We start from the raw sequence: 12,475 nt of genomic DNA on the forward strand, positions 1-12,475 counted from the left end.
GTAAGTTCTATCTCTTCACACTTCTTATGATTCTCACATAAAGGATTATGGAATAAACAAGCACACTTTAGATCTTGCCCTATCCAATTACTTAGAAATACATATTGTCTTTTCTTTACCTTACCCATATTCATCACCTCACTTTTTATTAAAATAAAAAAACACCTAACATTTATTATGCTAAGTGCTTTCATGGTATAAAAGGGTATTGAGAATTTATGAAACTTATTAATTTAATTTCCTTGATACCATATTACTACGTAATACTTATACTTGCAATATCATATAAAGTAACATGTATTGTAACATTTTCTACATAACTTCACTTATACTAGTTGGGAATAGTATTGTTACTAACTTGTTTATTAACCTCTTCCTATTTCTTATTATTGTTATTCTCTCTTTATCAAATTTTTGTGCTAACTCTTCATCTGTATTAATTCTCTCTTCATCTTCATTTAGATATTTATACTGTATAATATCAAAATATTTATCATCTCTTATTTTATCTAATGCATTATCTATTCTCTTAAGATCTCTTTGAGTTTCTAACTTTTCCATTTTGTACTTTTCCTTAAGCTCTGTATATCTGTCAGCTTGACTGTTTCCTCCTGCTGAACTATACATTACTATACTCTTTGACTTCTGAGGCAATCCGTATTGTTCTAATTCCTTTATAGCTTCCTCTTTTTGCTTTACTGCTTCCTTTAAATTCTCATAATTATATAATAATAACTCCACTCTTTTATAATATGGCATTTCTATTTTAATCTTATTAGAATTATTTAGCTTTTCTATAACTTTATCTGCTATATATATACTTTTAGAATCAATCGTCTTCTCTATAGTTTGTCTTACATTCTCATTTATTATATCTAAATTGCTTTTATCTTTACTCATTGTTGTCACCTCTTAAATTTATCTCTTTTACAAATCTTTTATAATGCTCTATTATTTCTTTATGTTTACTAGGAATAATATTGTGTATTTCAGTAAATCTACTACAATAATAACTTTGGTTAAGTGGAGCTTTACCACTTTTATAAATCTTATTAAATGTTGCTTTACATTCTTCATAAGTAAACTTAAACATAAAACTACTTCCTTATATAGCTCCAATTTTTCTTATTCTCAAGCAATTTAATGTAATGCTTAAGAAGCTTCTTTTCTAATCACCTAACCCTTCCCATATTTCCTCTTTCTTTTAGCGTAAAGTTTATTCCTATTTCTAACTCTTTTTTCATATTTAATAAGCTTCTTATATTTCTCTATATCTATTCTATTAATTATTTTTTCACATACTTTTAAAAACTCTTCTGCTGCTTTTTTAAAAATTTTAGCTACTTCTAAGAATAAATCACATATTTCATCCATAACTTTAGCTGGTATTCCCATTATGCTGTAAATTTCCTCTTGAGTTATCTCTCTTTCAATATTATTTTCTAATTCCATAATCATCTCTCCTTTATTTGAATTACGAATTATTCACTTTCTCTAATTGATACTCTTAAAACACTTTTTTTTATAGATGTTATTTCCCTTACAAAATATTCTTTAAATCTATCTACATCTCCATAAGTAGGATAAAAACTTTCTCCATCATACTGTGATAACTGTATCTTATCCCAAGTTTTTATTACTTCTAATAAATCTTTTAATTTCATTTCTACATCTCCTAATTACTTAATATCTCACATGAATAGCTTTTTATTTCTAAACTTCACCCATGACATCTTTTATTATTTCTTCTTTATGTTTTGATAATATAAAACTTGCTCCATTTTCATCATCTGTAACAAAGCTTCCACTAAACTCATTTCCTGCTATTACACATTCAAATTTTATTTTCACCATATTATCTAACTCCTTTTCCTTCGAAATAATATCATTTTGTATTTTAATTGGGGGATTTACTCCCCCTAGACTAACAAAGATCCTTTGATAAAATTGCACCTTCTTGATACTGTTTGTAATCCCATTTTACAAAGTCTTTGATTTTAACTTTAATGTGCTATTAATATAATTTTGTTGTATAACTCTATACAATCTTCATGATCTACAGCTTTAATTTCTATTCCTTCTTTAGTAACAAGTAATTCAATTTCATTTTCATAAATTGAATTTGATATAAAATTAATTATCATATCTCCATTTTTATATTTAGTTATTACTTCCTCATATTCTCTTGCTATATCAGATACCTTATTTCTTAGGTTTCCATCTTCATTAGCTTTATCAAAATCTATAAATAATTTATTTTTGTAATTAATCTTATTATTCTTATTTATCTTTTCTTCTAAGACTTCTCCAGTATCTTTGTCTACTATTGCTGTACTTAAAATATTTCCTTCAGAATCATGTATTATTAATTCCTTTTCTTGATTCACTTTTAAATCTTCTTTGCTTATATTTAAAGCTTCTTCAACTGTAACTTGTCCTTCTAAAACCTCTATTGCTTCTTCATCTTCTGACTTTTTCTTTATATCTTTTATTGTTATATTCCTTTTATCTTCATGCTCTTTATATATCTCTTTTTGTTTTTCTTCTGGTAATTTAGAAATCTCGTAAGCTACTGATATTTTAACTTTATCTTCTTTTAATTCTTCCTTAAAATCACTTATAAGATTATTTGATACACTTTCCATTCTTGCTATTTGAGTTGCTGATACATTAAGAATATTTGCTATAATATCTCTTACTCTTCCTGGTATCTTTTCTCTCTTTTTATACTCAATTAATAGCTCTTTAATCTTATTTGCTTGGTGTATTTTTTCCCAATCTGTAAGCTCTCTAGTAGTAGAGTTTGTTATTATAAGACTTAGTTCATTTTTTAGGTTGTCTTCCTCTTCTACCTTACAAGGAATATATTTGAAATTTAAATTTCCTTCTTCATATAACTTTTTCATTGAGATATATCTTCTGTGTCCTGCTATTATTTCATATTTGCCATTATTTATCTTTTTTACAACTAAATTTTGTTGTAAACCTAAAAGCTCTATACTATCTTTTAATTCTTTTATTCCATCCTCTTCTACAGAATAGAAATTATTACTTGAAGGTATTAAATCATCTATGTTAATTTGAATTGTTCTAAATTTAGGTATGCTTTCTTCTTTATCTTGTTTTCCTCTTGAATTATTATTTAATAAGTCCATCATATTAAATGCCATATACTTTCCCCCTTTTAATATAACTTCTTAAATATAAGTATTTGTGTCCGAATTGGACACATTTTTATTTACTCTTTACTTAAATATTCTTCCACTAAAGCTATATAATCTTTAGCAGCACCACATCTTTTGCTATATTCTAAAATAGGAGCATTAGCAAATGTACTCTCATCTGCCTTTACGGTTCTTCTAATATGTGTATTAAAAATCTTATATTCTTCACTGGCTTTTAATAACTCTTCACCTTGGATATTAACATCATTTTTATTGAACATTGTTACAAAGCATCCTTTAAGCTTTAAGTTAGAATTACTTACTTTAGCATTCTCTATTTGCTTTATAAGCTCTTTCATTCCATCAAATGCAAATTTATCTATTTTAATTGGTATTAGTACATCATCACTTGCAACTAGTCCATTTATAACACTTGCATTAATATCTGGTGGATTGTCTATTATACAATAATCATAATATTCTTCTATTTCATCTAAATGCTTTTTTAATCTAAATTGTTGTGGTATAGATACATCTAGCATTACTTTAAAGTTAGCTTCTATTAAATCCATATTAGCTGGTATTAAATCTAAATTTTCATAGTCTGTTTTCACTATTACTTCATCTATACTACATCTATCTGTAATAAGATCTGCTATACTATATTCTTCTGTATTATGTTTATTGAATAACTTAGTTGTATTACCTTGCTTGTCTAGATCTATTATTAAAACTCTCTTCTTATGTACTGTGGCTAATATATGAGCTATATTTATAGCTGACATTGTTTTAGCTACTCCACCCTTTAAATTAATAATTGATATTTTCTTCATATCTCATTAGTCCTCACTCTCTTAAAACTTTATTTTGATTACTATCTTATATTGCTATTGTTTTTATAGATGAATATCTTATATAAATTAGCAAATCCTTATTTCTTATTTTTAAAAATTGACTTCCAAATTTATAATTATCAACTTTAAATGATATTTGAAAGAATCTTTCATCTTTTAACTCTATATCTACATACGGAAAGCCATTCTCTTTATATCCTTTTATTAGTTCTTTTACTTTCTCCCTCTCCATAGTTTCCTCCTAGTTTTGAATTGCGAAATAAAAAATACCGTATATTCATTTGAATAACACGGTATTTTTAATCATTAATATTTAATTTTTTGTGCATTATAGTTTAAAATTCTTATTTAATTATATTTACAATAAATTATTAGAAGGCATACGAATTATCAATACAATATAAAGCCAAAATGTAATAGGTGAAAAAATTAAAAATAAAATTCTTAATACCCCTGCATTAAATCCGTAATATTCAGCAATTCCTCCACACACACCTAATATAATCTTATTTGCATTTGATTTGTATACCATTTTACTCATATATCTCCACCCCTTTACTGAAAATATTAATCTTATTATGAGTTAATTATAGCATATATGTAAATACCGTACTATTCAATTTTCAAAGATCCGTTTCTGTTAATTAGTTCGCAATAGTATCAAATCATTCTTTATCTCCACTAGTAGACCTATACACAAACCACCAGTAAATAAATATACCTATTAACCATATAGATACTATTCTCATCATTCTTAAATACACACCTCTTATATTATTTTTCTAATATTTTAAGATAGTCTAAATTAGCATTTTCACCATAAAATATTTCTTTCATGTCCAGTATTGGAATATAGTTATATCCTCTTTTACCTTTATTCGCTTTCCATCTATCCCAATATTCGATTACTATTGCTCCTTGAATGAAAAATACTTTATTTAGTTTCTTCATGGAACATAATATAAAACTTGTCTCTCCAATTTCTAAGGCAGTTCTTATATAATCTATTTGATGATCCTGGATATGCTTTAAAGGCAATCCTTTTTCATCTTCACTTTCTTTACAATCAAAAGATATACTTAGTCCACCTTTTACAGTTCCTCTAAAGTCTAGCGTACTTTCTCCTTGTGGAAATGCTGATATAATCTGTTTCCCTCTTCTAACTACATTCCATGGTGTACTTATCTTCTGTATTAATGCTTGTCCTGTATTTTTATAATATGTATTGGCTCTTATAACCTCTTCTTCAAAGGCTCTCCCTTTGTTAGCCATCTCAAAATTGTATGCCATACTATCACCTCTATTTATCTTTAATATCTACTAAATTTTTTATCTGAAACTCCACTTAGAAATATAGCTCTACTTTCTACATGTATATATTCCATTAATTTCATCTTACTTCTTAAATATTCTTTTAAATCAGATTTGTTGTATCCATCTAATTCCTTCTTATCTGCTATACTTACATCTAATCTCAATTCTGTAAGCCTATCATACATTCCTATAGCCAATTGACTTAACTTAAATGCACCTTCTGTATCGCCTGATGTCATTCTCCTATATTGTTCTGCTATCTCTTTACAAATTTTCAAATCAGCTTCTATATTCACTTCTTTTCACCTCATTTCCGTTTTCTCATTTTTGTATAAATATATATTCCTGAAAATTCATCAGATATATAAGTCTTACAATCTATGAAAGAAAGATTTTTAAATTTATTTTCAAAAAATTCTTTTTGTATATTTTCATTAATAGCTATCTTTTCTACCTTTCTTCTTGTTAATGTTGTTCTATTTATAGTAACTATTGGCTTTTTTAAATTTTTAGAATATCCTATTCTAGTTTTACTTTGAGAAGCTATATATCTAGCTACTTTTTCAAACTTTAATTCATCTGCTTGTAATCTATTAGCATTTGCAGTTCCTAATCCCCATTTTTCTTCTGCTATATCTCTATCCATTCCAGACATTATTAAGTGATGATGTATTTTAGTTCTTTTACTTTTTTCAGGATCATCTACAAAATCAATTACATGGATATATTTAAACTCTTCACCTGGTTTATTTTTATTCCACCAACGTCTTATTCTTTTTAAGTAATTTTCAACATCTTTCTTAGCTCTTTCTTTATCTGGTGCTTTTCCTCTATGAGTTAGGGTTATATATAAATCTCCATTATTAAAGTTAGTGTTAATTAATCTTATAGCCCACTTAATTTTATTTTTATTATTCAAATTTTCTTGAGCTTTTCTAGACTTCTTTCTCTTATCTCCTCTTGGCATATCCCCTTTACATTTCCAAACAGGATATATTTCTTTCTCTACCATTTCTCCACTTACTATTGTTTTAACTACATAAACATAATTACTATTTATTCTTAAATCTTCATAACTCTCTAAGTTTTTTATTTGTTTATCATATTCTGCTTCATAATCATAATTTTCATATAATCTCTTTACTTTAGTCTTATTCATATATAACCCTCATTCTATCTATGTTTTAAATTAATATGTCCGAGATAATAATACTCATTACAAGCTCGGTAAAAGCCTGAAAAAATTAAAAAAATAATAAGGTATTTGACATACCTTGGTTTATGATATAGACTAAATATAAAGATATTTAATCTAACTGTTTTTTTTGTGAACACATTACTTATTTTCGGGTTTAAGTAATGTGTTTTTATTTTCTCTTATAATTGCATATAAAAAGGCTTGTCTTGCTATCCATATACTTACAATTAATGCAACACTTATTACATACTATAATCCCCTTTTTACAATGCACCCATGAATTACTTGTGCTATCTTTGCAATTACTGCATATCATTTTATTCTCGCTATTTCAGTAATAATTTTTCCACTTGGAATATGCAATAAAGTAAATTCATGTGGTGGTGCTGCTATTATCATATGTTCTCTAGGATCATATCCTAACTTCAATAATTCTTTTCTTTGACTATATGTTGGTTTCTTAGGATTTTTCACTTTCTTATGCTCCCTTCTTATATTCTTCATATTTTAATTTTTGAACTTTATTTACTTCTTTATCTAATCTTTGGCTTAACATTTTAGTTACTATGTCACCTGTTCCCCACAGCTCTATTGCTTCATTCAGCATTTCTTTAAGATTTATATGGTTACTCACTTTTCTATTCCTTTCTTTTTGATTTAATTACCCCATATATAGTAAAATTATGTTGATTTTCTTATTAAAAGGGGGTGGGATTTATGAAAAACTTCAAGGATTTTCAATCTACAATGAATCAAGAAAAAGTTAAAGAAATTTCTAATGAAATAATAAATAAACTTGATAATACAAATCATCAATTAGGTGAAATAGAATTTGAACGTTCTTATAACTTTTCTTTAACAATGAGACTTCTTAAGGAATACCACAAATGGTTAAACGACTAATGTTACATTTGATTGCTTTTGTTGTTTCCTAAACTCAGAAATAACAACATTAGCAATTTCCTTAGAATCAATTTTTAATGTTATATACTGCTCTCGAACTGGTACTTCAAGAGCAGTTTTTTCTAACTCTCTTATTGCATACTTTAAAGCTTCTATATCTTTATCAAATATAGGATCATAATCTCCTGCACAAAAAGCTTTCCTATCTTCAATTAAATCTTTTAATTGTTTAATAACTTCTTCTCTATTCATGTATAAGTACCCCCAACTCTCTACTAAGTTTTTTAATTCCTTTTTTCATGCTTAAAATTAATTTTTCTTGCTTAGTTAAAAACTTATTAGAATTTGTATTTCCTGCTTCCTCTTTAATTAATAGCTCTACTACTCTAACATCCTTATTAGGTCTATTACTTATAAATTCAATATTTTCATTTGCTATTAATTCATCATTTACTAATACATTGATTACCCAATTCTTATTTCTATCTAAAAATTCATTAATTCTTACTTTTGGCTGAGTACATTCTATTTCATTAAGAGCAAATTCATAAGCTTGTACCCTTTCTTTAAGCTCTTTTTTTCTCTTATCATCTGTTGTTACTCCTGCAAGTAATTCAAGAGTTATTTTCTCTTGTTTTAAAATCTCTATTTTTCTTTGTCTATCCACTTACATTCCTCCCTATAAATTCTTCATAATGACTAATATAAAATTTTTATAAATTTTGATATTATATTTTTGATATTTCTTGGTTATCCTTATTTTTTCCTTAAAGGTTTTATATGGTATTGAGATACATACTAATTCACCTATCATAATAATCATCCTTAATTTATTCCCAATAAATCTCTCCACTTGGATATTCTTTAACAGTTAATCTAAATTGTTCTTTTCCTACCGCATTTACTATTACAACTTTTAAATTTCCATCCTTATCAACTTTATGTTTACCTACCTTAAAGCTTGTCCCATCTTCATACTTTCTTTTGAATCTTTCTAATAATGTATTGCTCATAAATTCATCCTTCTTTCTACTTAAACATATATAAAGACTATTTCGTCTAATACTTTTTTAATTAAATCCTGCAGCACTCCTAAGTTATAAAATTTAATTCCATACTTATCTTCTAAAGTAGTAGCAACTTTTAAAACATCTACTTCTTTATGCTCTTCAATTAAATTTTCTACAGTCTTTGTTACTGCTTGTCTAACGTTTAATGGTATTTGTTTCATATATTATTCTCTCCTTAACTTCAGTTATGTAATTTACTTTATTAGGCTTTTTAGCCTATTTATCATTAATGTAAACCCTCTTTTTAAATAACAATTGATTTAAAGTTACATATTTAATTCTTTATTTTTCTTTTCTTCAGCTAATAGTCTATTTAGCTCTTTTGTTTCTTCTCTTGTATAAAAGCACTCTGGTCTACCCCTAAACAATTCATTGCATACGTCGTAGCATCTTCTAATATCCTCTTCTTTTGGAGTAGTCTCTCTAATTATTATTGTTGTATTACCAAGTTTAAAAGTTTGTCCTTTCATTAATCCCACCCCCTGCTTTATCCTATGCAAGTATTAATAAACTTGTCCTTTTAAATTTCTCACTAAATGATTTAGTGCATTTTGTTTTGTTCGTTTTTCTGAACTTTTGCTGTAAAAAAATATTTTGGTATCTCTTCTTTAGATAAGTTTAATAATATATATGCTTTATTTATTTCTTGTTGAGAAAAATCTAAATAATTATTAAGCCTTTGACTTAAAGATACTCTTCCTATTCCTAAAGCCTTAGCGAAATTATCTTGCGTTCCAAATATTTCTTTTATTCTTCCTCTTAGTCTACTATAATCAAAAGCCATTTTATTACCTCCTCCGTTCGTGTTTCTGAACTAATATTAACACCATCATTTTTCATTGTCAATACTTACCTTTCATTTTTCTGAACTTTTTTTATTCAAAATAATGTTTTTTGTTGTGTTTTCTGAACATTTTTGGTATAGTTATATATAAGCGAGGTGTTTATTTATGGAAACAATAGCAAATAGAATAAAGCAAGGACTTGCAATACGTAATATGAAGCAAGCTGATTTGGTTGAAAAAACTAAAATAGGGAAATCCTCTATAAGTACTTATATTTCTGGTGCTTATGAACCAAAGCAAAGAAATATTTACAAAATAGCTCAAGCTTTAGATGTTAATGAAGCTTGGCTGATGGGGCATGATGTTCCTATGGAAAGAGAAATATCTACTAATAATATGAATATAGATTTAAACGATAGAGAAAATTTATTATTAAATAACTTTAATAAATTAAATGAATTAGGTAAATTAAAGCTAATTGAATATAGTAATGATTTAATTGAAACCCCTAAATATATAGAGGAAAATAAAAAAATTATTGAACTTCCTAAAAAAGAAAAACAAATATGGGAGGAATCAGGTAAAGAACATTTAATGCCTATAGCTTGCCATGATGATAATCTTACTGATGAAGAAAAAGCTATAGTTAATGAAAAGATAAATGAAATATTAAATAATTTAGATAAATATTAATACAATATACGGAGTACAAATGAATAATTATGAGAATTTAATATCCCTTGCATATTCTCATGGTATTAAAGTTATAGAAAGTGATTTGGGTATAGATAAACCTTTTGGGAAGTGCATAGGTAATTTAATTATTATAAATAATAGGGTTAATGAATATGAGAGGTTTTGTGTCTTAGCTGAAGAATTAGGACACTTTAACCTTACCGTTGGTGATATAACTAATCAAAGTAATTTTAATAATAGAAAACAAGAATCAATTGCTCGCAGATGGAGTTATGAAAAACTTATATCTCCTGAAGATATAATTGCTGCTATTCTATCTGGAATTGATAATATTTATGACTTAGCAGAAAAATTAAATGTTACAAAAGATTTTCTACTTCAATCTATCGAACATTATAAATCTAAATATGGTGTATATTATGTTGGTAAAACACATTTACTAACATTTGACTCTTTAAATGTTATTGGATATTAAATAATTTTATAATATTGAGGTGATAATATGGACAATGATATTTTTGCAATATATCTTAGAAAATCAAGAAAAGATTTAGAAAATCAAGATTATGATGTTTTAAAAAGACATCGCAAAATTTTATTAGACTTTGCTAAATCTAAGCAAATTCCGATATATGAGGAAGATATATATGAGGAAGTTGTTTCTGGTGAAACTATCCAAGATAGACCTGTAATTCAAACGCTTTTAAGAAAGATTGAATCTGGTTATTATAAAGCTGTTTTAGTAATGGAAATTGAAAGACTTGCTAGGGGTAACACTATAGACCAAGGTGTTATTGCACAGGCTTTTCAATTAACTAATACACTTATAATTACTCCCAATAAAACATATGATACTAATAATGAATATGATAATGAATTTCTAGAGTTTGGGCTTTTTATGTCTCGACGTGAATACAAAGCAATTAGTCGTCGTATTCAAACTGGTAGAATTCAATCTTGCAAGGAAGGTAATTATGTAGGATCTGTTACTCCTTATGGATATGATAAAGAAAAACTTAAAGGGGAAAAAGGTTATAAACTAATACCTAATGATGAAGCTGAAAATGTTAAGTTAATTTTTGAATTATTCTTAGATGGTCTTGGTACTTCTAATCTATCTTATAAATTAAATGAATTAAAAATTAAATCGAGAACTAGTAAGCCTTGGACTCCTGCTATGGTTAGAAATATTTTAATTAATAAAGTTTATATAGGTATTCTCACTTGGGGTAGAAGAGCTACTGTAAAACAATTAGATAATAATTTAATAAACAAAACAAGACCAATAAATAATGACTATATTGAAAGTAAAGGAAAACACGATCCCATAATTGATGAATTAACTTTTTATAGAACTCAAGAACTTCTTAAAGCAAATTCCTCTAAAAAAGTTCATAAAGATAAAGTTCTTCAAAATCCTCTTGCTGGAATAGTTGTTTGTAAAAAATGTGGTACAAATATGATAAGACGTCCATTAAAAAATATTCCTGATACTCTACTTTGTAAAAATCATTATTGCGATAATGTTTCAAGCTATATATATTTAGTTGAAAAGAAATTATTAGACTCATTACAAAATACATTAAATAAGTATTATCATTACCTTGAAAATTATGAGGAAGAACATATTAAGCATAAAAAAAATTATGATTCTCAAATAAAGAAATTAGATAAAGAAATAGAAAAATTAAAAAAGCAGCATATAAAGGCTTGTGAGTTATTAGAAACTGGTGTTTATTCATTAGATCTTTTTAGAGATAGATCTTCTTCTATAAATGAACAAATAGAAGGACTAAATAAGCAAAAAGAAGAATTAATAAAATTAAATGAAAATAATAAAGTTGATAAAATAATTCAAGCTATTCCTAAAATAGAAAATTGCTTAAAAACTTATGATGCACTTAATGTAGAAGAAAAAAATAAACTTCTTAAAACAATTATAAATAAAGCTTATTATCTTAAAGATGAAGCAGGAAGCAGATGGAACAAGGATGCACAAGACAAATTTATCCTTGAATTAGAGCTATTCCTTTAACATACATCTTAAATGTTCAATAGAACTTGCTCATGTTGAAATTATGGCTACAATGGTACATCAAATAATGGAAAATGCTTCAATTGATGAAATTACTGCTGCTGGACTAGATGGACACTATGTAGATCACGGTAAAGGATTATTCTATACCGATGCTACAGGAAATCCTTGGACCGCAACTTATATACAATGTAAAGGCGATATAATTGCTGATTTAACTGAAGATATGGCCGCTGAGCAAAAGGCTCGAGCTACTTATGAATGGTTAATTAATTTAACTGACGATGTTGAAATAAAAAATATATTAGGATTTCTAAGAGAAAGAGAAGTTGTCCATTTCCAAAGATTTGGTGAAGCTTTAGTAGACGTACAAGATAATACTAAACTAATCGATTTTTGTAAGTAATATTTAGTGTTAATATAAAAGCATACACTGTTAATACAGTATATGCTTTT

24 protein-coding genes and 1 pseudogene are annotated in these 12,475 nt (G+C 26.6%); 5 read left to right on the forward strand and 20 right to left on the reverse strand.

The annotated features are described in order from the left end of the window. Positions 1-312 precede the first annotated feature (312 nt). From ACQPVP_RS15310 to ACQPVP_RS15375, 14 genes are all read right to left on the reverse strand, one after another. Positions 313-900 carry a hypothetical protein gene (locus tag ACQPVP_RS15310; protein ID WP_430851395.1) on the reverse strand — a complete coding sequence of 196 codons (588 nt, stop codon included), beginning with the start codon at positions 898-900 and terminating at the stop codon, positions 313-315. Continuing rightward, complete coding sequence (locus ACQPVP_RS15315) at positions 893-1,093, reverse strand: hypothetical protein (protein WP_430851396.1); 201 nt, start codon at positions 1,091-1,093, stop codon at positions 893-895. The genes ACQPVP_RS15310 and ACQPVP_RS15315 overlap by 8 nt, the downstream gene beginning before the upstream one ends. 83 nt (positions 1,094-1,176) lie before the next feature. Then, entirely contained in the window at positions 1,177-1,452 is a 276-nt protein-coding gene (locus tag ACQPVP_RS15320; RefSeq protein ID WP_430851398.1) for a hypothetical protein, read from the reverse strand. Positions 1,453-1,481: 29 nt separating this feature from the next. Next, positions 1,482-1,664 carry a hypothetical protein gene (locus ACQPVP_RS15325; protein WP_430851399.1) on the reverse strand — a complete coding sequence of 61 codons (183 nt, stop codon included), beginning with the start codon at positions 1,662-1,664 and terminating at the stop codon, positions 1,482-1,484. A 49-nt stretch (positions 1,665-1,713) separates the two neighbouring features. Further along, positions 1,714-1,854 carry a hypothetical protein gene (locus ACQPVP_RS15330; RefSeq protein WP_430851401.1) on the reverse strand — a complete coding sequence of 47 codons (141 nt, stop codon included), beginning with the start codon at positions 1,852-1,854 and terminating at the stop codon, positions 1,714-1,716. 149 nt (positions 1,855-2,003) lie between these two features. Continuing rightward, a complete protein-coding gene (locus ACQPVP_RS15335; protein ID WP_430851403.1) occupies positions 2,004-3,170 on the reverse strand; it encodes a ParB/RepB/Spo0J family partition protein in 1,167 nt (388 codons plus the stop codon). 68 nt (positions 3,171-3,238) lie between these two features. Further along, positions 3,239-3,997: a ParA family protein gene (locus ACQPVP_RS15340; RefSeq protein WP_430851405.1), complete on the reverse strand. Its 759-nt coding sequence runs from the start codon at positions 3,995-3,997 to the stop codon at positions 3,239-3,241. A gap of 46 nt (positions 3,998-4,043) precedes the next feature. Continuing rightward, a complete protein-coding gene (locus ACQPVP_RS15345; protein WP_430851407.1) occupies positions 4,044-4,250 on the reverse strand; it encodes a hypothetical protein in 207 nt (68 codons plus the stop codon). Positions 4,251-4,376: 126 nt separating this feature from the next. Continuing rightward, positions 4,377-4,559, reverse strand: a complete 183-nt coding sequence (locus ACQPVP_RS15350) for a PspC domain-containing protein (protein WP_430851409.1) — start codon at positions 4,557-4,559, stop codon at positions 4,377-4,379. A gap of 233 nt (positions 4,560-4,792) precedes the next feature. Further along, positions 4,793-5,308, reverse strand: a complete 516-nt coding sequence (locus ACQPVP_RS15355; protein WP_430851411.1) for a Holliday junction resolvase RecU — start codon at positions 5,306-5,308, stop codon at positions 4,793-4,795. A gap of 20 nt (positions 5,309-5,328) precedes the next feature. Further along, positions 5,329-5,628: a hypothetical protein gene (locus ACQPVP_RS15360; protein WP_430851413.1), complete on the reverse strand. Its 300-nt coding sequence runs from the start codon at positions 5,626-5,628 to the stop codon at positions 5,329-5,331. 11 nt (positions 5,629-5,639) lie between these two features. Beyond that, positions 5,640-6,491 carry a rolling circle replication-associated protein gene (locus ACQPVP_RS15365; RefSeq protein ID WP_430851415.1) on the reverse strand — a complete coding sequence of 284 codons (852 nt, stop codon included), beginning with the start codon at positions 6,489-6,491 and terminating at the stop codon, positions 5,640-5,642. Positions 6,492-6,842: 351 nt separating this feature from the next. Beyond that, positions 6,843-7,004, reverse strand: a complete 162-nt coding sequence (locus ACQPVP_RS15370) for a DUF6906 family protein (protein ID WP_430851417.1) — start codon at positions 7,002-7,004, stop codon at positions 6,843-6,845. A gap of 4 nt (positions 7,005-7,008) precedes the next feature. Beyond that, complete coding sequence (locus ACQPVP_RS15375; protein ID WP_430851419.1) at positions 7,009-7,164, reverse strand: hypothetical protein; 156 nt, start codon at positions 7,162-7,164, stop codon at positions 7,009-7,011. An 83-nt stretch (positions 7,165-7,247) separates the two neighbouring features. Between ACQPVP_RS15375 and ACQPVP_RS15380 the strand changes: the two genes are divergently transcribed. Next, a complete protein-coding gene (locus ACQPVP_RS15380; protein WP_430851421.1) occupies positions 7,248-7,433 on the forward strand; it encodes a hypothetical protein in 186 nt (61 codons plus the stop codon). On the opposite strand, the gene ACQPVP_RS15385 is transcribed toward ACQPVP_RS15380, so the two are convergent. From ACQPVP_RS15385 to ACQPVP_RS15410, 6 genes are all read right to left on the reverse strand, one after another. Beyond that, positions 7,422-7,685: a hypothetical protein gene (locus tag ACQPVP_RS15385; RefSeq protein ID WP_430851423.1), complete on the reverse strand. Its 264-nt coding sequence runs from the start codon at positions 7,683-7,685 to the stop codon at positions 7,422-7,424. The genes ACQPVP_RS15380 and ACQPVP_RS15385 overlap by 12 nt on opposite strands. Next, positions 7,678-8,100, reverse strand: a complete 423-nt coding sequence (locus tag ACQPVP_RS15390) for a hypothetical protein (RefSeq protein WP_430851425.1) — start codon at positions 8,098-8,100, stop codon at positions 7,678-7,680. Before ACQPVP_RS15390 ends, ACQPVP_RS15385 begins: the two co-directional genes overlap by 8 nt. A 163-nt stretch (positions 8,101-8,263) precedes the next feature. Then, entirely contained in the window at positions 8,264-8,446 is a 183-nt protein-coding gene (locus ACQPVP_RS15395; protein WP_430851427.1) for a hypothetical protein, read from the reverse strand. A gap of 20 nt (positions 8,447-8,466) precedes the next feature. Next, the gene (locus ACQPVP_RS15400; RefSeq protein ID WP_430851429.1) at positions 8,467-8,664 is read right to left on the reverse strand and encodes a hypothetical protein; all 198 of its coding nucleotides are present in this window, start codon (positions 8,662-8,664) and stop codon (positions 8,467-8,469) included. Between the two features lie 105 nt (positions 8,665-8,769). Further along, positions 8,770-8,973 (reverse strand): hypothetical protein, encoded by a 204-nt coding sequence (locus ACQPVP_RS15405; protein WP_430851431.1) that lies wholly within the window; start codon positions 8,971-8,973, stop codon positions 8,770-8,772. 71 nt (positions 8,974-9,044) lie between these two features. Further along, the gene (locus ACQPVP_RS15410) at positions 9,045-9,287 is read right to left on the reverse strand and encodes a DUF739 family protein (RefSeq protein ID WP_430851433.1); all 243 of its coding nucleotides are present in this window, start codon (positions 9,285-9,287) and stop codon (positions 9,045-9,047) included. 166 nt (positions 9,288-9,453) lie between these two features. Here ACQPVP_RS15410 and ACQPVP_RS15415 point away from each other — a divergent pair, with 166 nt between their 5' ends. From ACQPVP_RS15415 to ACQPVP_RS15430, 4 genes and pseudogenes are all read left to right on the forward strand, one after another. After that, positions 9,454-9,981 carry a helix-turn-helix domain-containing protein gene (locus ACQPVP_RS15415; RefSeq protein ID WP_430851435.1) on the forward strand — a complete coding sequence of 176 codons (528 nt, stop codon included), beginning with the start codon at positions 9,454-9,456 and terminating at the stop codon, positions 9,979-9,981. 19 nt (positions 9,982-10,000) lie between these two features. Continuing rightward, positions 10,001-10,459 (forward strand): ImmA/IrrE family metallo-endopeptidase, encoded by a 459-nt coding sequence (locus tag ACQPVP_RS15420; protein ID WP_430851437.1) that lies wholly within the window; start codon positions 10,001-10,003, stop codon positions 10,457-10,459. Positions 10,460-10,486: 27 nt separating this feature from the next. Next, a complete protein-coding gene (locus tag ACQPVP_RS15425; protein ID WP_430851439.1) occupies positions 10,487-12,019 on the forward strand; it encodes a recombinase family protein in 1,533 nt (510 codons plus the stop codon). Between the two features lie 22 nt (positions 12,020-12,041). Next, positions 12,042-12,425: pseudogene (locus tag ACQPVP_RS15430) on the forward strand (manganese catalase family protein); the annotation flags it as partial. Positions 12,426-12,475 lie beyond the last annotated feature (50 nt).

Origin of the sequence: Clostridium nigeriense, from assembly GCF_050585265.1 — a bacterium.
In the GTDB taxonomy this organism is placed as follows: Bacteria; Bacillota; Clostridia; order Clostridiales; family Clostridiaceae; genus Clostridium; species Clostridium nigeriense_B.